At 65.4% G+C, this 23,375-nt stretch carries 13 protein-coding genes; 1 reads left to right on the top strand and 12 read right to left on the bottom strand.

Annotation, left to right across the window (positions count from 1 at the left end; genetic code table 11):
• Nucleotide 1: 1 nt before the first annotated feature.
• The 7 genes from BFAL_RS09730 to BFAL_RS09695 form a co-directional block, all read right to left on the bottom strand.
• On the bottom strand, nt 2–811 hold the full coding sequence (locus BFAL_RS09730) for a DeoR/GlpR family DNA-binding transcription regulator (protein WP_055428179.1): 810 nt from the start codon (nt 809–811) through the stop codon (nt 2–4).
• A gap of 267 nt (nt 812–1,078) precedes the next feature.
• On the bottom strand, nt 1,079–2,230 hold the full coding sequence (locus tag BFAL_RS09725) for a quinone-dependent dihydroorotate dehydrogenase (protein ID WP_055428178.1): 1,152 nt from the start codon (nt 2,228–2,230) through the stop codon (nt 1,079–1,081).
• 99 nt (nt 2,231–2,329) lie between these two features.
• On the bottom strand, nt 2,330–3,412 hold the full coding sequence (locus BFAL_RS09720) for an NADH:flavin oxidoreductase/NADH oxidase (protein WP_055428201.1): 1,083 nt from the start codon (nt 3,410–3,412) through the stop codon (nt 2,330–2,332).
• Between the two features lie 510 nt (nt 3,413–3,922).
• Nucleotides 3,923–6,172 (bottom strand): transglycosylase domain-containing protein, encoded by a 2,250-nt coding sequence (locus tag BFAL_RS09715; RefSeq protein ID WP_174514775.1) that lies wholly within the window; start codon nt 6,170–6,172, stop codon nt 3,923–3,925.
• A gap of 121 nt (nt 6,173–6,293) precedes the next feature.
• A complete protein-coding gene (locus BFAL_RS09710; protein ID WP_055428200.1) occupies nt 6,294–6,989 on the bottom strand; it encodes a Crp/Fnr family transcriptional regulator in 696 nt (231 codons plus the stop codon).
• A gap of 233 nt (nt 6,990–7,222) precedes the next feature.
• Nucleotides 7,223–8,677: a lipoate--protein ligase family protein gene (locus BFAL_RS09705; RefSeq protein ID WP_169787201.1), complete on the bottom strand. Its 1,455-nt coding sequence runs from the start codon at nt 8,675–8,677 to the stop codon at nt 7,223–7,225.
• Nucleotides 8,678–9,616: 939 nt separating this feature from the next.
• Nucleotides 9,617–10,663: a 3-isopropylmalate dehydrogenase gene (locus BFAL_RS09695; RefSeq protein WP_055428175.1), complete on the bottom strand. Its 1,047-nt coding sequence runs from the start codon at nt 10,661–10,663 to the stop codon at nt 9,617–9,619.
• 241 nt (nt 10,664–10,904) lie between these two features.
• On the opposite strand from BFAL_RS09695, the gene BFAL_RS11280 reads away from it, so the two are divergent.
• Nucleotides 10,905–12,230, top strand: a complete 1,326-nt coding sequence (locus BFAL_RS11280) for a hypothetical protein (RefSeq protein ID WP_160319058.1) — start codon at nt 10,905–10,907, stop codon at nt 12,228–12,230.
• A 771-nt stretch (nt 12,231–13,001) separates the two neighbouring features.
• Here the strand turns inward: BFAL_RS11280 and BFAL_RS09680 are convergent.
• The 5 genes from BFAL_RS09680 to BFAL_RS09660 all read right to left on the bottom strand — a co-directional run bounded on the left by BFAL_RS09680 (nt 13,002) and on the right by BFAL_RS09660 (nt 23,368).
• The gene (locus tag BFAL_RS09680) at nt 13,002–13,658 is read right to left on the bottom strand and encodes a hypothetical protein (protein WP_152973636.1); all 657 of its coding nucleotides are present in this window, start codon (nt 13,656–13,658) and stop codon (nt 13,002–13,004) included.
• Between the two features lie 16 nt (nt 13,659–13,674).
• On the bottom strand, nt 13,675–17,820 hold the full coding sequence (locus tag BFAL_RS09675) for a DNA-directed RNA polymerase subunit beta' (protein ID WP_055428171.1): 4,146 nt from the start codon (nt 17,818–17,820) through the stop codon (nt 13,675–13,677).
• 45 nt (nt 17,821–17,865) lie between these two features.
• Complete coding sequence (gene rpoB, locus BFAL_RS09670) at nt 17,866–21,429, bottom strand: DNA-directed RNA polymerase subunit beta (protein WP_055428170.1); 3,564 nt, start codon at nt 21,427–21,429, stop codon at nt 17,866–17,868.
• Between the two features lie 230 nt (nt 21,430–21,659).
• Nucleotides 21,660–22,322: a hypothetical protein gene (locus tag BFAL_RS09665; protein ID WP_082440516.1), complete on the bottom strand. Its 663-nt coding sequence runs from the start codon at nt 22,320–22,322 to the stop codon at nt 21,660–21,662.
• Nucleotides 22,323–22,444: 122 nt separating this feature from the next.
• The gene (locus BFAL_RS09660) at nt 22,445–23,368 is read right to left on the bottom strand and encodes an iron-sulfur binding domain-containing protein (RefSeq protein WP_055428197.1); all 924 of its coding nucleotides are present in this window, start codon (nt 23,366–23,368) and stop codon (nt 22,445–22,447) included.
• Nucleotides 23,369–23,375: the final 7 nt, after the last annotated feature.

Raw genomic sequence — 23,375 nt, 5'->3', positions numbered from 1 at the left:
GTTATTCCTGCTCACTTTCCTGTGTGGGCTCGGTCTGTTCGGCCAGCACGAGCTCTTTGACCAGTTCCTTCGTCTTGGCGGCGGTATCGGGGTCGAGACCGTCGTCGGTGATGACCGTGTCCACCTGGTCGAACCGCGCGAACAGCGACAGCGATGTGCAGCTCCACTTGGTGTGGTCGGTCAAGATGATGGTGCGGTCGGCGATGTCCATCATCGCCATATCGGTGGCGGCCTCCAGCGAGTTGGGCATGAGGAAGCCGCGGGGAATCGACACGGAGTGCGTGCCGAGGAAGACGGTATTGACGCGCAGCGAGGCGACGACCTTGTCCGCGATCGGGCCGACGAGCGAGTTCGATCGGGTGATCACGCCTCCGGTGACGATTACCTCCACGTCCTTCGATTCGAGCGCCTGCACGAGTTCGGCGACGGGAATCGAGTTGGTGAGGATGGTGATGCCGGCGGCCTGCTGGGTTTCCAGCAGATGCTGGGCGAACACGTAGGCGGTGGTGCCGCCGCCGATGGCAATGACGTCGCCGGGGGCCACGTATTTGACGGCCTCCTGCGCGATGGCGTCCTTGAGGCCGATGTCCATCTGCGACTTTACGGAGAACAGCGGTTCACTCAGGAGCGTGGACGTGGTGACGGCACCGCCATGGACCCGCTTGAGGAGCCCTTTGTCGGCGAGTTCGGCGATATCGCGGCGGATGGTCATCGCGGAAACGCCGAGCTCTTTACTGAGGGCCGTGATTCGCACGGCACCTCTGGTGCGAAGCCTGCTCAGTATCAGGTGTTGACGTTGTGACGATATCATGTGAACATTATCGCACACAATCACCCACACTTCAAACCGAGTTGTGCGTTTCGCGTCATATTTTTGTAGTTTTGCAAACGTTAGCGCACAAAAAACAACATAGGCCGGTCACGCAGATACGTGACCGGCCTATCAGCGTCATCGCGTCGCACGCACGTCGCGCGCACGACACCGCACATACGTCGCGCACGCCACGCGCGCAATCGCGCATGCCGCACACGCGACGCACGACACGCGACGCATGCACGACACGCGCCGACACGCGCGTCAGTCGGCGTCCACGCCGACCGCGTCGCGCACGGACGCGAAACCGTCGCGGCGCAGCAGTTCCGCCAGACCGCGCTTGAGCACGGTGATCTGCTGCGGGCCGCGGTACATCAGCGACGAGATGAACATGACCAGATCGGCGCCGGCGCGGATCTTCGCATACGCCTGCTCGGGCGTGAACACGCCGCCGATGCCGGCGATCGCGAACCGGTCGCCGTACTCGCGGCGCACATGCGCGACCAGCTCCTCGCTGGCGCGCGTGCACGGCCCGCCGGACAGTCCGCCCTCCCACTCGTGCGGGATGGCGAGACCGGTGCGGTCCTTGTTGAGATTCGCGAGCGACACGCCCTGCACGTTGTGCGCGGCGAGCACGTCGAGCAGGTCGCGCAGCTCCTCCCACGGCTTGTTGAGCGGCATCTTGACGAGCGTGGGCTGCGGGCGGTCGATCTTGTCGAGCGCGGCGAACAGCTTGTCGAGCGCCTCGGGCGAGGCGGTGAACGGCTCGCCGACGTGCGTGTTCGGGCAGGAGACGTTCACCTCCACCATCGCGGTGCGGCCGGCGGCGCGGCGCATGGAGATGCAGTAGTCCTCGATGCCCTCGTCGAGGTCGCCGCACTTGTCGTCGTTCGTGCGGGCGATGGACACGGAGATCTGCATGTCGTGCGCGTGCGTCCACGCCCGCTCCGCACGGTCGATGACCTTGTCCGAGCCGATGTTCGCGAGACCCACGTGCACCATCATCGAATCGTATTCGGGCAGACGGTGGAACCACGGCTTCGGATTGCCCGCGCACGGGCGCGACGTGGTGGAGCCGACCGTCTCGAAGCCGAATCCGGCGTTGTCGAGCAGCACGGGCATGTCGCAGTTCTTGTCGAGTCCGGCGGACAGACCGAACGGGTTCGCGAAGTCGACGCCCATCACGGTCGTCTCGAGGATCGGGTCGGTGTAGTCGAGCATCGTGCGTTCCGCCCACAGGAGCGGAGGGATGTGCTTGGTCACGCGGCAGAACGCGATCATGCGGTCATGCGCCTCGTCCGGCGGCACGTTGAAGACGAAATGCGGCTTGATGACGTGCTTGTAGCCGAACGTGAACAGGTCGCAGGTCGCCTTGTTGACCGCGTCGCGCCACGCGTTTTCGGAAACGTAACTCATGGCTCCCATTCTGTCACCGCCCAGTGCCATACCGTGTCGGACGCGCGTTCGACGCGCCTGTCCGACACGAATCCTTCATCCCGCGCGTATCCCGCGTGTTCAGTACGCGCCGCGCACGTACTGCTGCGGGTACGGCGCCTTCTCCGCGGGCACGCCGAGCTTGTCGGCGGCGCGCAGCGGCCAGTACGGGTCGCGCAGGGCCGCGCGGCCAATCTCCACCGCGTCCGCACGCCCCTTGGCGAGCACCTTCTCCGCCTGCTTCGGCTTGGTGATGAGACCGACGGCCGTGACCGGCACGTCGGCGCGCTTGCGCACCTGCGCGGAGAACGGCACCTGATAGTCGGCCTTGACCGGCACGGTGACGCCGGCGACGATGCCTCCCGTGGAGACGTCCACCAGATCGACGCCATGCAGCTTGAGGATCTGCGCGAGGGCGACGGTCTGGTCGAGATCCCAGCCGCCGGCGGCCCAGTCCGTGGCGGAGACGCGCACCAGCAGCGGCATGTCGTCCGGAATCGCTCCGCGGATCGCGTCGGCCACCTCGAGCAGGAAGCGGATGCGGCCTTCGAAGCCGCCGCCGTACTCGTCCTCGCGCGTGTTGACCAGCGGGTCGAGGAACTGCGAGATGAGGTACCCGTGCGCGGCGTGGATCTCGATGGCCTGGAATCCGGCCGCCACCGCACGGCCCGCGGCAGCCGCGAACGCGCCTACCAGACCGTGGATCTCGTCGACGGACAGCGCACGCGGCGCGGCGTAGCCACCGAACGGCGCGGTGGTCGGCGCCACCGTCTGCCAGCCACCGGCCTCCTCGGGCACGGTCTGATGCTCGTAGCCGAGGCCGAAGCAGCCGGTCGACCCCTTGCGTCCGGCATGGTTGAGCTGGATGGCGGCGGCCGCGCCGGTCTCCTTGATGGCGTCGACGATCCAGCGCCACGAGTCGATCTGCCAGTCCGCCCACAGGCCGACGTCGTGCGGCGAGATGCGGCCTTCCGGTGCGACGGCGGTCGCCTCGGCGATGACGAGGCCGAAGCCGCCCATCGCGCGCGACACGTAATGCTGATAGTGGAACGGCGTGGGACGGCCGTCCTGCGCGAACGCCGAGTAGGTGTCCATCGGCGGCAGCCAGATGCGGTTGCGCACGGTCAGGCCGCGCAATGTAATCGGATGGAACAGCAGCGGCAGCGAGGCGAGGTCGTCGCCGTTCGAGGCCGCGTCGGCGCCGGCCGTGCCCGAAGACGCCTTGGCCGCCACCTTGGTCGCGGTCTTGGACTTGGTGGATTTCGCGTCCTTGCCCTTGTCGGCCTTGGTCTTGGCGCCCTTCGCGTCCTTGTCCGCCTTGCCCTTCGCGTCCTTGGTATCCTTCGCGTCCTTGCCGGACGTCTTGGTCTTCCCCGGCTTGCCGGAATCCGGCGCCGCCGTGGTGTTCGACACGTCGAGCCCGCGGAAGTCGAAGCCGCTGGGTCCTTCGACGCTCGCCGGCGCCTCGTCGGCCGCGCTTCCGTATGCCGTGGTGTTGTCGTCCGCCATTGTCTCCCCTTCGACGATGTTCATATACCCTCGCCCATTGTAACGGCCCGGGCGCAGGAACGCGGGACGCCCGCGCGCATATGGAATCCATGCGCGCGGGCGTCCCGCTGTTGCATATGGGGTGGCCCGGGGCGGCGTTCGCGACCGCGCCCCGCTGCCTTACGGCTACTGGCCCTGCTGTTCGGTGGTGGTTCCCTGCTGCTGGGTCGTCGCACCCTGCTGCTGCGTGGTCGTGCCCTGCTGCTGGGTGGTAGTGCCGCCCGTGGTACTGCGCTGGGTTGTGGTGCTTCCGGCCGTGTACTTCGAGCTGGGGTTGCCGTAGCTGTTGTCGATCGGGATGCCCGCCGTGTCCACGTACTGCTGCATGAACTGCTTCCATGCCGGTTCGGCGACGTACATGCCGTACCAGGTGGGGCGGTACACGCCGTTGATGGTCTTGTAGTTGAACGACTGCGGCGACTCCGCATTGCCGACGGCCACGTAGGCGGCCACCTGCGGGATGAAACCGCCGGTGAGCATGTACGTGTCCTCGTTGGTACCGGTCTTCGCGAAGGTCTTGCGTCCGCCGCTCAGCTGCGCGTCCACGGCGTTGCCGCCGGAACGCACGACGCCCTGGTTGATGGCATAGGCGGTGGTCTCCGCGATCTCCGGGTCGATGGCCTGATGGCAGTTGGCGGACGGCACCTTGTAGTTCTTGCCGGAGCTGTCCGTCATCTTGGTGATGGCGATCGGGGTGCATTCCACACCCTTGGCGGCGATGGTCGCGTACACGTTCGCCATGGTCAGCGGCGAGGCCTGCACGGTGCCGATCACCATCGGCGGCTGGAAGGAGTTGGAATCGTAGACGTCCTCATGGCCCTGAATCGAATTGTGGTAGCCGAGTTGCTTGGCCGCGTCGGCGATCGAGCACAGGCCGATCTGCTGCGTCATCGAGGCCTGCGTGGTGTTGTGCGAGAGTACCAGACCCTGCAGCGGGCTCTCGTTCGAGGTGCCGCCGCCGGAGTTCTGCACGTTCCATATGCCGGCGAAGCCGTAGCCGTTGCAGCTGAAGCTGGCCGTGTTGTACGAGGTGGACGTGCGCAGGTACTGGTTGATGGACTTGCCCTTCTGCATCCACGCCACGAGGTTGATGGGTTTCCACGTGGAACCGACCTGGAAGCCCCAGCCGCCGCCGTCCTTCTCGTCGACGGCGTAGTTCACGGCCGTGCGGGTGGAGTCGGTCTTCGCCAGATCGGTGGCGTCATACGTGCGGTTGATGCCGAAGCCGAGCACCTCGCCGGTTCCGGGGCGGATGGCCGCGATGGCGATTTCGAAGCCGGTCGGATCGTTCGGCGGGACGGTGTCGCGTGCGGCCTGCATCGCGCTGTTGTTGGCGTTGACGTCCATCGTGGTGACGATGGTCAGGCCACCCTCCTTGAGCAGCTTGTTGCGCTCCTCCTCGGTGGCGCCGAACTCCTTGTTGTTGAGGATCTGACGGGTCACGTAGTCGCAGAAGAACGCGGCGTCACCGGCCACCTGGCATCCGGAGTCGATGGACTGCACGTTGAGCGTGTCCTTGAGCGGGGTCTTGGAGGCCTCATCATGCTGCTTCTGGGTGATGTAGCCCTCCTGCAGCATCAGGTCGAGCACGATGTTGCGCTGCTTCTCGGATTCCTTGAGGTTCTCCTCGCTGGTGGGATCGTACTTCGCGGGATTCTTGGTGATGGCGGCGATCGTGGCCGCCTGCACGACGTTCAGATCCTTCGCGGAGACGTTGAAGTAGCGCTTCGCGGCGCTTTCCACGCCATAGAGGTTGTGGTTGCCGAACTGGGCGATGTTGAGGTAGCCCTGCAGGATCTCCAGCTTCGAGTACTGCTTCTCCATCTGCACGGCGATGAGCATCTCGCGCACCTTGCGCGCCACGGTCTGCTCGGAGGCGTGGTATTCGGCGATCGGGTCGTCGTCCTCACGGGCCTGCATGGCGAGCACGTTCTTGACGTACTGCTGCGTGAGGGTCGAACCGCCCTGGGTGTCGCCGCCCTTGATGAACGTCTGGAAGAACGCGCGCATGACGCCCTGCACGTCGACGCCATGATGCTTGAAGAAGCGGCGGTCCTCACGCGCGACGACCGCCTGCTGCATGACCTTGGAGATGTTCTTCAGCGGCACGACGGTACGGTTGTCGGCGTAGAACTCCGCCATCTTCGTGGTGCCGTCGGAAGCGTACATCACGGATTTCTGCGGCAGGGAGGTCACGTCGAAATCGACGCCCTCGACCTTGAGCGTCGGCACCACGGCCTTGGCCACCGAGTTCATGCCGAACACGGCGGGGGAAACCAGCGCGGCGACGACCGCGCCTCCGCCGACGCACAGCATGAGATAGGCCAATAGGAGGGTAAGCACGCGTCGAACGGTAAGGGACTTCTTTTTCGGCATGCGCCCCATTCTAAGTGGGCGGGTATACCGCGAGCGGTTTCCGTTCGGCCCGAAGGGAATCGTTCACAAGAACCGCACTCCCTGAACATCGCCCGAATACCGACTCAACGGCGGGAGCGGCTCAACGGCGGGAGCGGCGGATCAGCATGCCCGGCTGGTAGATGATGATGGAGCGGCCCTCACGCGCGATCCACCCGCGGTTCGCGAAATCCATCAGCGCCTTGTTCACCGTCTCGCGGCTGGAGCCGACGAGCTGCGCCATCTCCTCCTGCGTGAGGTCGTGCGGCACCTTGAGCCCCTCCTCCACCGGCTCGCCGAACCGCGAGGCGAGATTGATCAGCGTCTTGGCGAGACGCGCCGGCACGTCCATGAACACGAGATCGGAGATGTGCTCGTTGTTGGAGCGCATGCGCCCGGCCATCACCTGCAGCATGTCGATGGCGACGCGCGGATGCTGGTCGAGCCAGTGGAACAGCGCGTCATGCTCGAGCCACACCACGCGGGTGCCGCGGGTCATCGCCAAAGCGGACGCGGTGCGCGGGCCGCCCGTCGGGTCGAACACGGGAATCTCGCCGAGCACTTCGCCCGGCGCATGGATGGACAGCAGCTGGATGCGGTGGTCGTTCGACTCGCGCACGAGTTTGACGCGTCCGTGCTCCAGCAGGTACATGCGGTGATCGGTGCCGCCCTGTTCGAAGATCGCCTCACCCTTGTCGTACACGGCCTGATTGAGGTGCGGGATGAGCTCCTCCGCCTGTTGCGGCGACACCTGCTTGAACAGCGCGGTGTGCAGGAGCACGTTCTCCTCCTCGGGCATCGCGTTCGGCTTTTCCGCCAACTCACATCACCGTTCCTATCATCACATCGCTGTATTCGCCGTCGGTCCGCAGCCTGACCCGACCATCGTCCGCATTATTGTACCGCACCGGCGCATGGCCCGGTGGGAAGGTTCTGTGAGCGGTAACGTCACGTGTCGTGACGTTACGGCGTCACACCAGTATCGTCACGCCGTCATCCGTCACACCATCAAGCCATCGCATCCTCACACCATCAAGCCGTCGCATCCCCATCCGTCACGAACCGCGCGCCGCGCGACACACAATGGTCGAGCAGATGCGCGACCAGCATGTCGCGCGTCATGCCGGTCTGCGTCTTCAGCGGATCGACGCGCTTCACCGCGGACCTGACGGCCTTGTCGCGCATCTTCTCGCGGCTCACGTTGAGCACGCGACCCATCTTCGCCGCGTCGATGTCGTACGCCATCGTCACGTGGTGCAATACCGCGCCCGGCGACGGCGTGCGTTCCGCAGGAACCACGCGCACGCCGTCCGCCGTCGGCGTCGAGGCGCGCCCCGCCGGAAACCGCCGTTGCGCCGCGCCGCCGATCTTGCCGTGCTGCGAGGCGATGTCGTTGAGCCCTGCGAACCGCACGTCGAGCCCCAGCCCGCGCAGCGCCTCGACGAGCCACCGGTCGCACAGACGGTACGACGCCTCAACCGACAGCCCCGCGACGAACTCCAGCGGCGTATATAAGGAGTAGGTGATCGTATTGCCGGGTTCGATGAACATCGCGCCGCCGCCCGTGCACCGGCGCACCACCGTGATGCCTTCCGCGCGCGCCACGTCCTCATGCACCTCGTCGCGGATGGACTGGAACCTGCCGACGACCACGCACGGCGCGTTCCACTCCCAGATGCGCAACGTGGGGCGTCGACGGCCGGATGCGACCTCGCGCGCCCAACGCTCGTCGGTCGCCATCTGCTCGGCCGGCGAGCGCGGCACGTCGTGGACGACCGCGAGCTGCGGCCACAGCCGTGCCCAGCGTTCGTCGAAGTCGTCCGATTCGGCGGGGGTGAGGAGTGGGGTCGCGGGGGCGGAGGTCGCGGGAGTTACGGGGGTGGAGATTGAGGATGCTGGGGTTGCCGGGTCGGAGGTCGAGGAGGCTGCGGAGGCGGAAGAAGTCGAGGCCGATTCAGGCGTGGCGGCAGGAACTGGCAACGAGGCGGATGCACCCTGCTTGGATGGGAATGTGGCGGCATCCGCTCCGGTCTCAGGCGGGATGCCGACCGCGCGCGCGTATGCCATGGCAATGGCGGCGGCATCGGTGCCGACGAGACGCACATCCGGATGCCGGGCGATCGCCTCCGCGACCGCACCGGCGACGTCACGCACAACACTCGTGCCCTCCACCGCGGCCGTGGAGCCGGCGAGCGCATTCGCCGGGGCCGACCCGATGCCGGACAGCGTCTGTTCGATGTCATGCAGCAGCGCGTCGGATCGGTCATCCGACTCGGATTCGACGAAGAAATCGCCGTCGATGCGCACATGCCGCCGCCACGTGGCCCCGTCAGCCCCGTCGTCGATCCCGTCGGTCCCGTTAACCTTGTTAACCCTGTTGTTGCTCCCGACTGCTCCATTGTCGGCCTCGTTACCTCCGACTGTCCCATTGTCAGCCCTGTTGGCCCCGTTGACCACGACGGTCCCGTTGCCGATTCCGTTGACCATGTCGCCCCCGACGGTCCCGCTGTCGGTCCCGTTGGCCTCCTCGCCCCCGTTGTTGACCCCAACGGGACCAACGGGACCGACGGTCACCGCCACCAGCTTGCCGCCCGGCACCTTGTATTCCCCGCGATATCCCTTGGGACATTCCCCATGGCATTCGCCAGGACATTCCTCGCGGCATTCCCCGCAGCATTCGCCACGGCATCCCTCGCGGCATTCCTTGGAACATTCCTTAGGGCATTCCCCATGGCATTCCCCAAGGCGTCCCTCGCGGCATTCCCCGCAGCATTCACCATGGCATCCCTCATGGCATTCCTTGGGGTATTCCCCACGCATCACGTTTATTTCCATGCCACCACCATAACAATCGGCAGGCCGCCCGTTCGCGAACGGTAACCGCCATATGCGCGCAGGTTGTTTGCAGATGGCTCGGCGTGGTTTGTAAATGGTCCGGGAGTGGTTTGCAGATGGCTCGGGATTGCTGCGTCTCGCGAGGTCAAGCCCCATCATTGCCGTCACTTCCATGCCAAAAGCGTCTGCATTGTTCCAAGCTTGGGACGAAAACGACGCTGAGAAGCCCGCCAGCGTCACTATTGTCCCAAACCCAGAACGGAAACGACGGTGTTGGGACAAAAACAACACTGGAGAGTTCACCAGCGTACCTATTATCCCAAGCCTGGAACCGAAACAACGACGTTGGGATGGAAACAACGGAGCTGGAACAGAACCGACGCTACGAAGCCCATCAGCGTCACTTCCGCCCCAAACCTGGCACGGAAACGACACTGAGATACCCGCCAGCGTAGCTATTATCCCAAGCCTGGAACCGAAACAACAGCGTTGGAGCGGAAACAACGCAGAAGAGAGGCGAACGCCCCGCCTTCATATGGAAGGAGGCGGGGCGTCGGGCGATTGCGGCGCCGGATGCGCGTGAGGATGGCGTCAGATACGCGCGAGGATGTCCTGACCGACCTGATCGGTGCCGCGCGTGGTGGAGCCGAGCTCGGCGATGTCCGCTTCGACGGCCTTGTGGATGCGCTGCGCGGCCTCGTCGAAGCCGAGATGCTCGAGCAGCATCGCGGCGGAGAGGATCGCGGCGGTCGGGTTCGCCTTGTTCTGACCGGCGATGTCCGGGGCGGAGCCGTGAATCGGCTCGAACATGGACGGGTATTCGTCGGAGGCGTTGATGCAGCCGGACGCGGAGTAGCCCACGCCGCCCAACACGGCGCCGGCTTCGTCGGTGAGGATGTCGCCGAAGAGGTTGTCGGTGAGGATCACGTCGAACTTCGACGGGTTCGACACGAGGAAGATGGTGGCAGCGTCGATGTGCGAATAATCGTGCGTGACCTCCGGGTACTCCTCGCCGACCTTGTCGACGATGCGCTGCCACATGTCGCCCGCGTTGACGAGCACGTTCTTCTTGTGCACGAGCGTGACGTGCTTGCGGCGCTTCATGGCAAGCTTGAACGCGTAGCGCACCACGCGCTCCACGCCGTACGCGGTGTTGATGGACACCTCCGTGGCGACCTCGTTCGGGGTGTTGCGGCGGACCGCGCCGCCGGCACCGCAGTAGAGACCTTCGGTGCCTTCACGCACGACGACGAAGTCGATGTCGCCGGGGTTGGCGAGCGGCGAGGTGACGCCCTTGTACAGCTTGGACGGGCGCAGGTTCACGTACTGGTCGAGGTCGAAACGCAGCTTGAGGAGCAGGCCGCGTTCGAGGATGCCGGCCTTGATGCGCGGGTCGCCGACCGCGCCCAGCAGGATTGCGTCGGTCTTCTTGATGCGCTCCTCCTCGTCCTCGGGCAGGATCGCGCCGTCCCTGAGGTAGCGTTCCGCGCCCAGGTCGAACGGCTCGTACTCGAATTCGGCGACGCCTTCCGCCGCCTTCTCGAGGGCCTTCTGCGCCCACGGCGTCACTTCCTTGCCGATGCCGTCGCCGGGGATGACGGCGATCGTGTACTTCTTCGTGTCAGTGTTTTCGCTCATGGCTCGAGACGTTACTCGCGGGCGACGGCCGTCCACCGGCGACGCTCAGCACGTGGACACGGGCACGGACACTGGTCACTCGTCGCCCCGGTGCTCGCCCTCCGTGACGCCGTCGGATTCCTGCCCGGGGCGATTGGCTTGAACCATTCGGAGTGATAGGCTGAAGACAACCTCCGGGGAAGTGATGTGTCATCAATGGCGGTGATGCGAAAGGGGGGGAACAATGAAAGGAATGTCAGTCATGAGCGACGCACATGCCAATGACGGTAGTATCAAGCCCGCCGACAACGGGCAGGTTCCCTACGATCAGGCTCCCACGACACCGGCGTACGGGCAGGTTCCCGGCCAGCCGGGCGCGCAGCCGACGTACGGACAGCAACCCCACGGGCAGCCACAACCACAACAATCATTCGAACAGCCGGCGTACGGACAACCGCAGGCGCAATCATTCGAACAACAGCCGCGCACATCCTACGACCAGCAGCTTCCCCCCACTCAGGCGATGCCGGCTCCGTGGCAGGTGCAGCCGCCGGTGCAGCAGTCAGCGCCACAACCGGACGTACCGGGAGCAGCGCCCGCAGCCGGCGGCTATCCCCCTGTGCCGGGAGAGCCAGCCCCCGGTACGCCTGGCGCTCCGGTTCCCGGCGTCCCGGTTCCCGGCGTCCCGATTCCCGGGCAACCTGTCCCGGGCGCACCCGGCGCCGGATTCCCCGGCTCCCCTGCGCCGAAGAAGAAGGGACTGTCGAAGGGCGCGCTGATCGGCATCATCGTCGGCGGCATCGCGGCGTTCGTGTCGATCGTGCTCATCCTGGTGTTCGTGGTCGTCAAGCCCGGCTCCCTCACCTCGGACGATTATCTGGACGGCCAGCGGCAGACGACCGTGATGTACACGAAGTACACCAACGTCAATACGAAACTGTCGAAAGCCATATCCACCTCCTACGATGGCACCACCACGTTCGACAAGGCGGACGCGCAGAAGATCAAGGACTACGTGAAGGAGTACGAGCAGGCCAACACCGCGTTCACCGATCTCAAGGTGTACAAGCACGATGACGAGGTGAAGCAAGCGTACGACAAGTACGAGGCGAAGGCCAAGAAGTTCGAGCAGCTGTCCAACAATATGGCAGACACCGCCGTCGCGATGAACGCCGTCACCAAGGCGTGCGACTCCACGCCGACCGCTTCCACGGTGGATGACGACTACTACAACGAGTACACCGAGTACATCGACGGGTGCACCTCGGCCCTCGGCCAGCTGGGCGATTCGAAGATCAAGCCTATCTCCCAGTATGCGACCTCGATGAAGGACTACATGACCAAGCTGGGCGACATCATCAAGAAGATGCAGGCGCTTGGCAGCATCGACGACATCGTCAGCGACAACGGCAAGTACAGCCAGTACTCCGACCTGATGGACGAGATGTACGATCTGGACAGTCCGTATGACGCGTCCTCAGACCTCAACGAGGATCTGCGCGATCTTGAGAACGAGGCGAACCCGTCCGACGAACTCAACGATCTGACCGACCTCATGCAGGACGGCTTCAACGAAAAAATGAAGTGACTGGCGCCGAGCCAGACCGCTGCAGCGCCGAAGACCCCGCAACCCCACGTTTGCCCGGCTGAGTATCCTCATGTTTGCTCAGCCGGGCAATTCTATGCTTGTACGACCGAGTACCCTCACGTTTGCCCAGACAATCCACTCCTATGTTTATCCGGCCAAATAGCCTCGTGTTGCTTGGTCGGGCAAGCTCATGCCTATCCGTCCGAGCATCCTCCAGCATTTGTTCGGCCGCATAACCCTATGATTGTCCGGCCGTACAACCCCTTATCACCCTTTGTCGTGAACCTGCGCGGTTCAGGGTATAACTTGCGTAGTCAGACGGCCAACCTGCGCAGTCCAAGCCCCAACCTGCGCACAGGGGTGCTGAAAGAAGCCCTCCACAAGGTTCTGGAACGCATACACCACATCACGAAAAGCCCGGAATACCAAGGAAAATCACCAACACCTCCCCGCCCAACCCAAGCAAGCCTTCACGACCCCTATGAGCAGGTTCGCCATCAGACTGCGCAGGTTCAAGCCACAATCGTACAAGTTCGTCATTAGACCGTACAGGTTCGGAATCAAACCGCGCAGGTTCATCCCTCGACTGTACAAGTTCGAGACCAAACTGCACAGGCTCATGCACAGACTCATACCCCGACCACGAGCCCCAGCCGCGCAATCCCGATGTCAAACCGCAGTGCCAGATAAAGAAGCAAGACCTTCTTAATTGGAATCGGGTATCACTCATCATTCGAGCTGTAATTCGATGCGGCCGCTCTCGAAGTCTGATTACGCGTCACCGTAAAGAGATCGCCGGCATCGGTATCCTGCACGTACAGTATCCACGACATGTGCATAGTTGATGGTCACCGCAATCTTGTTGTCGTTGACCACGTCGGCGACGATGACGTTGTAGTTGATCTTGTCCTTCACCTTCGTAGCGAGGATGCCGTTGTCCTTGCGCGCATCGGCGGCGCGATCGGTGATGGTCGCACTGAACTTGTCGAAGTCGTAGAAACCTTCCTGATCGAGCGTGATCGTGAAGACGCCCTTGGCGGCATCGTATTCGGTGGCCGGCTTGCCGTTGACGAACGTTTCGGCGGCACCGGTTTCAAAAAACTGTTCCGGGGCGCCGAAGCCCGGCGTGCCGAGCTGGCGGTTGTCGCCGATGAGCTGGTGCTCGCCCTTGCCGATCTCCAGCGCGATGCCGAAGTCGACGGGCTTGGCGGCGCCGCCGTCCGCTGGGGACGTTGGATAGGCGAATACGAAACAGCCGAGCCGATCCGGTGGAAAGGACCATGCCGCGCATAGGCGCCTGGCATGGGCACCGGATCGGCTCGGCCGAAAAGGGGCGCCCCAATGGGCGGAAATACCATCGTGCATCATCCGTGCAAGCCATGGACGTTTCAGAACATGGCCTGCACGGATGATGCGGAGGGGCCGCATGAGCGGCCACGTGCGATCAGACGATGGCGGTCGGATCGTCGCCGGCGGAAGCGTCGTCACCGGTGGAGGCGGAGCCGCCGTCGGTGGAATCGTCGCCGGGCAGGTTCAGACCGGAGTCGTCATCGGAACCGAAATCGGCGGTGCCGCCCTGGTCGTCGAGAAAGTCGTCCGGGTTGAAGTCCTCGCCGAGCTTCAGGTCGCCGAAGTCGATGTTGGAGAAGTCCACATCGCTCATGTCGCCGTCGGTGAAGTCGAGGCCCTCGCCGTCCGCTTCGCCACCCAGACCGAAGTTCGGGTAGATGGTGTCGCGGATCGCCTTGTCCGGCTCGACCACCGCGTTGCGGTAGCGGGCCAGGCCGGTGCCGGCCGGGATGAGCTTACCGATGATGACGTTCTCCTTGAGACCCTTGAGGTCGTCGACCTTCTGGTTCAGGGCGGCGTCGGTGAGCACACGCGTCGTCTCCTGGAAGGAGGCGGCGGACAGCCACGAGTCGGTGGCCAGCGAGGCCTTGGTGATGCCCATGAGCTCCGGGCGGCCGGAAGCCGGCTTCTTGCCGGCCTGCACGGCGGCCTTGTTGACCTCGCGGAAGCGCTGCTGGTCGACCAGCTCGCCGGGCAGCAGATCGGTCTCGCCGGAGTCGATCACGGTGACGCGACGGCTCATCTGGTGCACGATGACCTCGATGTGCTTGTCGTGGATGTCCACGCCCTGGGAGCGGTACACGTTGTGCACCTCCTCGACGATGTTCATCTGCGCGGCGCGCTTGTTGAGGATGCGCAGAATCTTCTTCGGGTCGACGGAGCCCTCGATGATCTGGGTGCCGGTGGCGACGTGCTCGCCGTCTTTCACCAGCAGCGGCACGCGGCGGGAGACGTTGTACGTGATCGGCTTGATCTCGCCGTCCTCGACCGGGGCGCCGGAGTCGGAGTCCGGGGTGAGGATGACCTGGCGGCCGCGGTCGCCGTCCACCACCTTGATGGTGCCGGCGAACTCGGTGATCGGGGACTCGCCCTTCGGCGTGCGGGCTTCGAAAAGCTCGGTGACACGCGGAAGACCCTGCGTGATGTCGGACGCCGAGGCGACGCCGCCGGAGTGGAAGGAACGCAGCGTCAGCTGGGTGCCGGGCTCGCCGATGGACTGGGCCGCGACGATGCCGACGGTCTCGCCGACGTCGACCAGCTTGTTGGTGGCCATCGACCAGCCGTAGCACTTCGCGCACACGCCGCGCTTGGAGGCGCAGGACAGCACGGAACGGCACTTGACGAATTCGACGCCGTGGGCGACGAGGTCGTTGAGCACGTCCATGGACAGGGCGTCGTCACGCTTGTACAGCACGGTGGTGCCGTCGGCCGGGTCGACGACGTCGGCCGCGAGCAGACGGGAGTACGGGCCGCCGTCCGCGTTCTTGACGAGCACGAGGTTGCCGTCGGCGTCGCGGTCGGCCACGCGGATGTCAATGCCCTGCTTGGTGCCGCAGTCCTCCTCGCGCACGATGACGTCCTGCGAGACGTCCACGAGACGACGGGTCAGGTAGCCCGACTCGGCGGTACGCAGTGCGGTATCGGCCAGACCCTTGCGCGCGCCGTGCTGGGAGATGAAGTACTCCAGCACGGACAGACCGTCACGGTAGTTGGACTTCACCGGACGGGGGATGATCTCGCCCTTCGGGTTGGCCACGAGGCCACGCATGCCGGCGATCTGGTTGATCTGCATCATGTTGCCTCGCGCGCCCGACTGGACGATGATGGCGAGGTTGTTGAGCGGATCGAAGTCGTGCTCGACGGCCTTGGAGACCTCGGCGGTGCACTTGGTCCACAGGTCGATGAGCTCCTGGCGGCGCTCCTCCTCGGTCAGAAGACCCATCTCGAAGTTGTCGTTGACCTGGGCGGCCTCGTCCTCGTACTTGGCGACCAGCGCGTTGCGCTCGCCCGGCTCGATGACGTCGGAGAACGCGAAGGACACGCCGGACCACGGGGCGCGGGTGAAGCCGAGATCCTTCAGCGCGTCGAGGGAGGCGGCCACCTGGGCGGTGGAGTAGCGGGTCGCGATGTCGTCGACGATCTTGGCGAGGCGCTTCTTGCCGACCTGCTCGTTGACGAACGGGTAGTCGACCGGCAGGGTCTCGTTGAACAGCACGCGGCCGTAGGAGGTGGCGAACAGCGTGGTGCCGTCCTGGAAGCGTTCCTCCTTGACGACGGTCTCGCCGTTCTGGGCGTCCGGATCGGCGACCTTAACCTCGCCCGGCTCCCAGCCGACCGGCAGGTTGAAGTTCTTCGGCACGCGAATGAGCACCTTGGCCTGCATGTCGATCTCGTGCAGGTCGAGCGCCATCTCGGCCTCGGCCAGCGAGGAGAACACGCGGCCCTGGCCCTTGACGCCGTCCACCACGGTGGACAGGTAGTACAGGCCGAGGATCATGTCCTGGGACGGCATGGTCACGGTGTGGCCGTCGGCCGGCTTGAGGATGTTGTCGGACGCCATCATCAGCGAGCGGGCCTCGGCCTGCGCCTCCGCGGACAGCGGCAGGTGCACGGCCATCTGGTCGCCGTCGAAGTCGGCGTTGAACGCGGCGCAGGCGAGCGGCGGCAGGTGGATGGCCTTGCCTTCGACCAGGATCGGTTCGAAGGCCTGGATGCCCAGACGGTGCAGCGTAGGCGCGCGGTTGAGGAGCACCGGGTGCTCGGAGATGACCTCCTCGAGCACGCCGTACACCTCGGTGTCGCCGCGGTCGACCATGCGCTTGGCACTCTTCATGTTCTGCGCGTAGTTCATGTCGACGAGACGCTTGATGACGAACGGCTTGAACAGCTCGAGCGCCATCGGCTTCGGCAGACCGCACTGGTGCATGCGCAGCGACGGGCCGACGACGATCACGGAACGGCCGGAGTAGTCGACGCGCTTGCCGAGCAGGTTCTGGCGGAAGCGGCCCTGCTTGCCCTTGAGCATGTCGGACAGGGACTTCAGCGGGCGGTTCGAGGCACCGGTGACCGGGCGGCCGCGGCGGCCGTTGTCGAACAGGGAGTCGACGGCCTCCTGGAGCATGCGCTTCTCGTTGTTGAGCATGATCTCCGGGGCGCCGAGCTCGATGAGGCGCTTGAGTCGGTTGTTGCGGTTGATGACGCGACGGTACAGGTCGTTGAGGTCGGAGGTCGCGAAGCGTCCGCCATCCAGCTGGACCATCGGGCGCAGATCCGGCGGGATGACCGGGATCACGTCGAGCACCATGGCCTCCGGCTTGTTGCCGGTGGACAGGAACGCGTTGACGACCTTGAGGCGCTTAAGCGCCTTGGTCTTGCGCTGCTCGGACGCGTCCTTGATCTCCTCGCGCAGCTCGGCGGCGATGGCCTCGAGGTCGAGCGACTGCAGGCGCTTCTTGACCGCCTCGGCGCCCATGGAGCCCTCGAAGTAGTCCTCGTAGCGGTCCTGCATCTCACGCCACAGGTCCACGTCGTCGATGATGTCGCCGGCCTTGAGCTTCTTGAACTTGTCGAACACGGCGTTCAGGCGCGCGATCTGGTCGTCGTAGCGCTGGCGGATGGCCGCCATGTCGCGCTCGGCGCCGTTGCGCAGCTTGGCCTTCGCGGAGCCCTTGGCCTCGCCGGCCTCCTCGAGCTCGTGCAGATCGGCCTCGACCTTCTTGGCGCGTTCCTCGATCTCGACGTCGCGACGCTTCTCGAAGTTGGCGATCTCGTGGTCGAACTCGTCCTGCAGGTCGGGCAGGTCCTGGTGGCGCTGCTCCTCGTTCACGGCGGTGACCATGTAGGAGGCGAAGTAGATGACCTTCTCCAGGTCCTTCGGGGTGACGTTGAGCATGTAGCCCAGACGGGACGGCACACCCTTGAAGAACCAGATGTGGGTCACGGGCGCGGCCAGCTCGATGTGGCCCATGCGCTCGCGGCGCACGCGGGAACGGGTGACCTCGACGCCGCATCGCTCGCAGACGATTCCCTTGAAGCGCACGCGCTTGTACTTGCCGCAGGCGCACTCCCAGTCGCGGGTCGGTCCGAAGATCTGCTCGCCGAACAGGCCGTCCTTCTCCGGCTTGAGGGTGCGGTAGTTGATGGTCTCAGGCTTCTTGACCTCGCCCTTGCTCCAGCCGTGGATATCGTCCGCGGTGGCCAGGCCGATGCGAAGCTTGTCAAATGCGTTAACGTCCAGCACTGTGTTTGTGTCCTTACTTACGCTTGCTTACGTTCTCGATTGGTCTCACTGGTATTCGGGCTGAGGGGCGGCCTGGTCCTCCTTGGCGGCCGCGTCGGGGCGGGCGCCGATGTTGAACCCGAGGTCGTCGGAGGAGCTGGACGGGTCGTCGTCCTCGTCCTTCATGTCGATGGCCTGGCCTTCGGCGTTCAGCACCTCGACGTTCAGGGACAGGGACTGCATCTCCTTGAGGAGCACCTTGAAGGACTCCGGGATGCCCGCCGGCGGCAGGTTCTCGCCCTTGACGATCGCGCCGTAGACGCGCACGCGGCCGTCCACGTCGTCGGACTTGGTGGTCATCATCTCGTGCAGCGTGTACGCGGCGCCGTAGGCCTCGAGGGCCCACACCTCCATTTCGCCGAAGCGCTGGCCGCCGAACTGCGCCTTGCCGCCCAGCGGCTGCTGGGTGATCATCGAGTACGGGCCGGTGGAGCGGGCGTGGATCTTGTCGTCGACCAGGTGGTGCAGCTTGAGCATGTACATGTAGCCCACGGAGATCGGACGCGCGAACGGCTCGCCAGTGCGGCCGTCGAACAGCGTGGCCTTGCCGTCCGGGCCGACCAGACGGTCGCCGTCGCGGTTCGGCAGCGTGGTGGACAGCAGGCCCTTGAGGACGTCCGGCTTGACGCCGTCGAACACCGGGGTGGCGACCGGCGTGTTCGGCTCGGCCTTCTCGGCGCCGTTCGGCACGTACTTCTTCCACTCGGCCTCGAGGTCCGGGTCGAGGGAGATGTCCCAGCCGGAGTGCGCGATCCAGCCGAGGTGCAGTTCGAGCACCTGGCCGAGGTTCATTCGCGACGGCACGCCGAGCGGGTTGAGCATGATGTCGACCGGGGTGCCGTCCGCGAGGAACGGCATGTCCTCCTCGGGCAGGATGCGCGAGATGCAGCCCTTGTTGCCGTGGCGGCCGGAGAGCTTGTCGCCCACCGTGATCTTGCGGTGCTGGGCGATGTACACGCGGATCATCTGGTTGACGCCGTTGGGCAGCTCGTCGCCGTCCTCCTCGGCGTCCTCGCGGGTGATCTCCTTGACGCCGATGACGGTGCCGGTCTCGCCGTGGGGCACGCGCAGCGAGGTGTCGCGCACCTCGCGGGACTTCTCGCCGAAGATGGCGCGCAGCAGGCGCTCCTCCGGGGTCAGCTCGGTCTCGCCCTTCGGGGTGACCTTGCCGACGAGGATGTCGCCGGCCTCGACCTCTGCGCCGATGCGGATGATGCCGCGCTCGTCGAGGTTCGCGACCGCGTCCTCGCCGACGTTCGGCAGGTCGCGGGTGATCTCCTCGGCGCCCAGCTTGGTCTCGCGGGCGTCGATCTCGTACTCCTCGATGTGGATGGAGGAGAGGGTGTCGTCCTGCACGAGACGCTGCGAGATGATGACGGCGTCCTCGTAGTTGTAGCCGTTCCACGGCATGAACGCGATGAGCAGGTTCTTGCCGAGCGCGAGCTCGCCCTTCTCGATCGCCGGGCCGTCGGCCATCACGCTGCCGGCCTCCACACGCTCGCCGTCGTGGACGATCGGTCGCTGGTTGTAGCAGGTGGTCTGGTTGGAACGCTGGAACTTGGCCAGCTTGTAGGAGCTGGTGGTGCCGTCGTCGTTCATCACACGGATCATGTCGGCGGAGACGTAGGTGACCACGCCGTCCTTCTCCGACTTGATGACGTCGCCGGAATCGTTGGCGGTGCGCCATTCGGAGCCGGTGCCCACGAGCGGGCGCTCGGATTCGATCAGCGGCACGGCCTGGCGCTGCATGTTGGTGCCCATCAGCGCTCGGTGGCCCTCGTCGTGCTCGAGGAACGGGATCAGCGAGGCGCCGAGGGAGACCATCTGGCGCGGGGAGACGTCCATGTAGTCGACCTGGCTGACCGGCACATCGACGGCCTCCTCCTCGCCGACTCGGGCGAGGGCCTCGTCCTGGACGAAGTTGCCGTTCTCGTCGAGCTCCTGGTTGGCCTGAGCGATCACGTGGTCGAGATCGCGGTCGGCGGTCATGTACTCGACCTCGTCGGTCACGTGGCCGTCGACGACCTTGCGGTACGGGGTCTCGATGAAGCCGAACGGGTTGACGCGGCCGAAGGTCGCCAGCGAGCCGATCAGACCGATGTTCGGGCCTTCAGGGGACTCGATCGGGCACATGCGGCCGAAGTGGGACGGGTGCACGTCGCGCACCTCCATGGAGGCGCGGTCGCGCGACAGGCCGCCGGGGCCCAGCGCGGAGAGACGGCGCTTGTTCGTCACACCGGACAGCGGGTTGTTCTGGTCCATGAACTGCGACAGCTGCGAGGTGCCGAAGAACTCCTTGATGGTGGCGTTCACCGGGCGGATGTTGATGAGGGACTGCGGCGTGATCGCCTCGGCGTCCTGCGTGGTCATGCGCTCGCGCACGACGCGCTCCATGCGGCTCAGGCCGGTGCGCAGCTGGTTCTGGATCAGCTCGCCGACCTGGCGGATGCGGCGGTTGCCGAAGTGGTCGATGTCGTCGACGTCGACGCGCAGGTCGACGTCCTGGCCGTCGCGCTTGCCCGGGAAGGTGGACTTGCCGTCGTGCAGCGTGCACAGGTACTTGATGGTGGCGATGATGTCGTCACGGTGCAGGGAGCGGTCGTTGACCTCGTTCTCCAGACCGAGCTTGCGGTCGATCTTGTAGCGGCCGACGCGCGCCAGATCGTAGCGCTTCGTGTTGAAGTAGAAGGAGTCGAGCAGGTTCTTGCCCGCCTCCGGGGTCGGGGTGTCCGCCGGGCGGATCTTGCGGTACAGGTCGACGAGGGCCTCGTCCTGGGTCTGCAGGGTCTCCTTCTCCAGCGCGTCGAGCACCAGCGGGTAATCCGCGAACGCCTCGCGGATTTCCGGCTTGGTCATGCCGATGGCCATGAGGAAGACGATCGCGGACTGCTTGCGCTTGCGGTCCACGCGCACCTGCGGCTGGTCCTTCTTGTCGATCTCGAACTCGAGCCACGCGCCGCGACTCGGGATGATCTTCGCGCCGAAGACCTCCTTGTCGGAGGTGCGGTCCTGCTGGCGGTCGAAGTAGACGCCCGGGGAGCGCACGAGCTGGGAGACGATGACGCGCTCGGTGCCGCCGATGATGAACGTGCCGTGCGCGGTCTGCAGCGGGAAGTCGCCCATGAACACGGTCTGGGACTTGATCTCGCCGGTCTCGCCGTTCTCGAACTCGGCGTTCACGTACAGCGGGGCGGAGTAGGTGTAGTCCTTCTCCTTGCACTCCTGGACCGTGTGGCGCGGCTCCTCGAAGTACGGGTCGGAGAAGGTCAGGGACATGGTCTGCGCGAAGTTCTCAATCGGGGAGATCTCGTTGAAGACCTCGTCAAGGCCCGAGGTGTGCGGCGTGGTGATGGTGCCGTTCTCCTCGTCCTTCGCGACGCGCGCCTTCCAGCGCTCGTTGCCGATCAGCCAGTCGAAGCTGTCGGTCTGGACGCCCAGCAGGTAGGGCACATCGATGGGTTCCTTGATGGAACCGAAGTTCACGCGGTCCGACGCCTTGTGCAGGTCGATGTCGTGCTGGTCGGCGCGCGCGGAGATGGTGGTGGTGTTCGTCGTAGCTTCAGTAGCCAATGGACGTTCCTTATCGCTCGCTATGTGTTCGTTTTCCCCGTCGAAGCGCGCATGGCCACCATATGCCTATGCGAGCTTCGGTGAATGGAGGCATGCCCGCAATATGACACACCGTATGCAAACAATGAACTATAGCTGTACAGGAGGACAATACACGCGGGGATGCGGCGCGATCGTCGATGGAGGCGTATAATGCGCCCCCATCGCGCCGCCGCCCGCTCCCTGCCGGGCTACTGGACCTCGACGACGACCTTCTCGCTCACCGTCTTCGGATCGCCTTTCAGACTCAGCTGCGCGGTGTAGGAGCCACGGTCCACCTTCGGCAGGTCATCCTGGTTCTCCACGCATTCGGCACCCGTCCGGTTCGCGCCCCAGGAGATCGACTTGACGTCCTTGTCGCCCTTCGCCATGAGCAGCATCCGCGCGTCCGTCGGGCAGGAGTCGGACCTCCACACCACGTCCGAGCCGGAGGAGACCGTCAGCACGCGCCCCGAATCCGAAGCGTCGATCAGGCAGGAATCCGAACCCACATGCTCGATCGTCGCGGTGAATTCGAGCGAACCGCCCACCGGCACCGTCGCGGCCTTCGCGGTGAGCGTCAGACGCGTGTCCTTCGCGGCGCAGTCCTTCACGCCGGAACTGTGATGCGGCGTGGGCGACGTGCCGCGCTCCAGCGGCACGCGGCTCACGCTGCCGTACGTCGCGCCCCACACGGCGCCGGCGCCGCGCGCGAGACTGTACGCGCAGAACACGGCGAGCGCGAGCAGCAGCACGAGCGCCGCGCCGACGACGATGCGACGGCGACGGTAGATCGCCCGCTGCCGTTTGCTCAGCTTGCGCTTGCGCGGCTTGCGACCGACCGGCCCGCGCTTGTTCGTGCCCTTCGTACCCATACCATTCCTTCACGCCGCACTGACGGCTCCCAGTGTACGGCCCCGGAACCGGCCGCACACGACTGTCCGCGTATCTTCACATGATGCCTGTGAGGTTCGACGCGAGACGCGCACAGGGCCCATCACTGCGGCAGACGCAGACTCCCGTCGGGCGCGATCTCGATGAGCCCGTCCTCGTCGAGGCTCGCCACGCACCGGTCGAGCTGGTCGCGGTCCTTCCACAACGATTCCACCGTCGCACGCTCCAGCACGGACGCGCCCTCCCCGGACACGCCGGGCGCCTTCCTCAACGCGTCGAGGACGATGCCGCGCACCTGGCGGTCCGTACCCTGGAAGCGCTGGCGCGGCCGCGTGCGACGCTCCCCCAGCCCCGGACGCCCGGCGGCGAGGAACATGCAGTCGCCGGCCACCGGGCAGTGAGCGCACAGCGGGTTCTTCGCCGTGCACACCAGCGCGCCCAGCTCCATCACCGACTGATTCCACACGACCGAACGCGAGGCATCGGCCGGCAGCACCTCATCCGCGAGCGCGCGTTCCGCCGCATTCGCCGCCCCACCGCGCGACTCCTCGCCGAGGAAGACGCGGCTGAGCACGCGGCGGATGTTCGTGTCGACGACGGCGATCCGCTCGCCGTACGCGAAGCTCATCACCGCGCTGGCCGTGTAGTCGCCCACGCCGGGCAGCGCGATCAGTGCGTCATACGTGCGCGGCAGCTCGTCGCCGCACTCCGTGGCGACGACGCGCGCGCACTCCTGCAGGCGCAACGCGCGGCGCGGGTAGCCGAGACGGCCCCACATGGTGATCACGTCGGATTTCGGCGCGGCGGCGAGCGCGGCGGCGTCGGGCCAACGGTCCATCCATGCGGTCCAGTACGGTACGACGCGGCTCATCTGCGTCTGCTGGCTCATCACCTCGGAGACCAGCACGCCCCACGGGGTCGCGCGGCCGAAGCGCCACGGCAGGTCGCGCGCGTTCGCCTCCCACCACGCGGCGAGGCGGAGCCGGGCATGTGCGGCGCGGGAAACGGTGTTGCCGGAGGCGGGCACGTGGGCG

The sequence above is a fragment of the Bifidobacterium aesculapii genome (assembly GCF_001417815.1).
Taxonomy (GTDB): domain Bacteria; phylum Actinomycetota; class Actinomycetes; order Actinomycetales; family Bifidobacteriaceae; genus Bifidobacterium; species Bifidobacterium aesculapii.
This window is presented reverse-complemented; position numbering and strand designations above follow the sequence as displayed.

Bases quoted from the DNA above. Each gene is read 5' to 3' on its own strand.
- BFAL_RS09695 (WP_055428175.1), bottom strand. From the start codon at position 10,663: ATGAGCGAAAACACTGACACGAAGAAGTACACGATCGCCGTCATCCCC.
- BFAL_RS09710 (WP_055428200.1), bottom strand. From the start codon at position 6,989: ATGCCCGAGGAGGAGAACGTGCTCCTGCACACCGCGCTGTTCAAGCAG.
- BFAL_RS09725 (WP_055428178.1), bottom strand. From the start codon at position 2,230: ATGAGTTACGTTTCCGAAAACGCGTGGCGCGACGCGGTCAACAAGGCG.
- BFAL_RS09680 (WP_152973636.1), bottom strand. From the start codon at position 13,658: ATGCGGCCCCTCCGCATCATCCGTGCAGGCCATGTTCTGAAACGTCCA.
- BFAL_RS11280 (WP_160319058.1), top strand. From the start codon at position 10,905: ATGAGCGACGCACATGCCAATGACGGTAGTATCAAGCCCGCCGACAAC.
- BFAL_RS09715 (WP_174514775.1), bottom strand. From the start codon at position 6,172: ATGCCGAAAAAGAAGTCCCTTACCGTTCGACGCGTGCTTACCCTCCTA.
- BFAL_RS09665 (WP_082440516.1), bottom strand. From the start codon at position 22,322: ATGGGTACGAAGGGCACGAACAAGCGCGGGCCGGTCGGTCGCAAGCCG.
- BFAL_RS09730 (WP_055428179.1), bottom strand. From the start codon at position 811: ATGATATCGTCACAACGTCAACACCTGATACTGAGCAGGCTTCGCACC.
- BFAL_RS09705 (WP_169787201.1), bottom strand. From the start codon at position 8,677: ATGGTCAACGGAATCGGCAACGGGACCGTCGTGGTCAACGGGGCCAAC.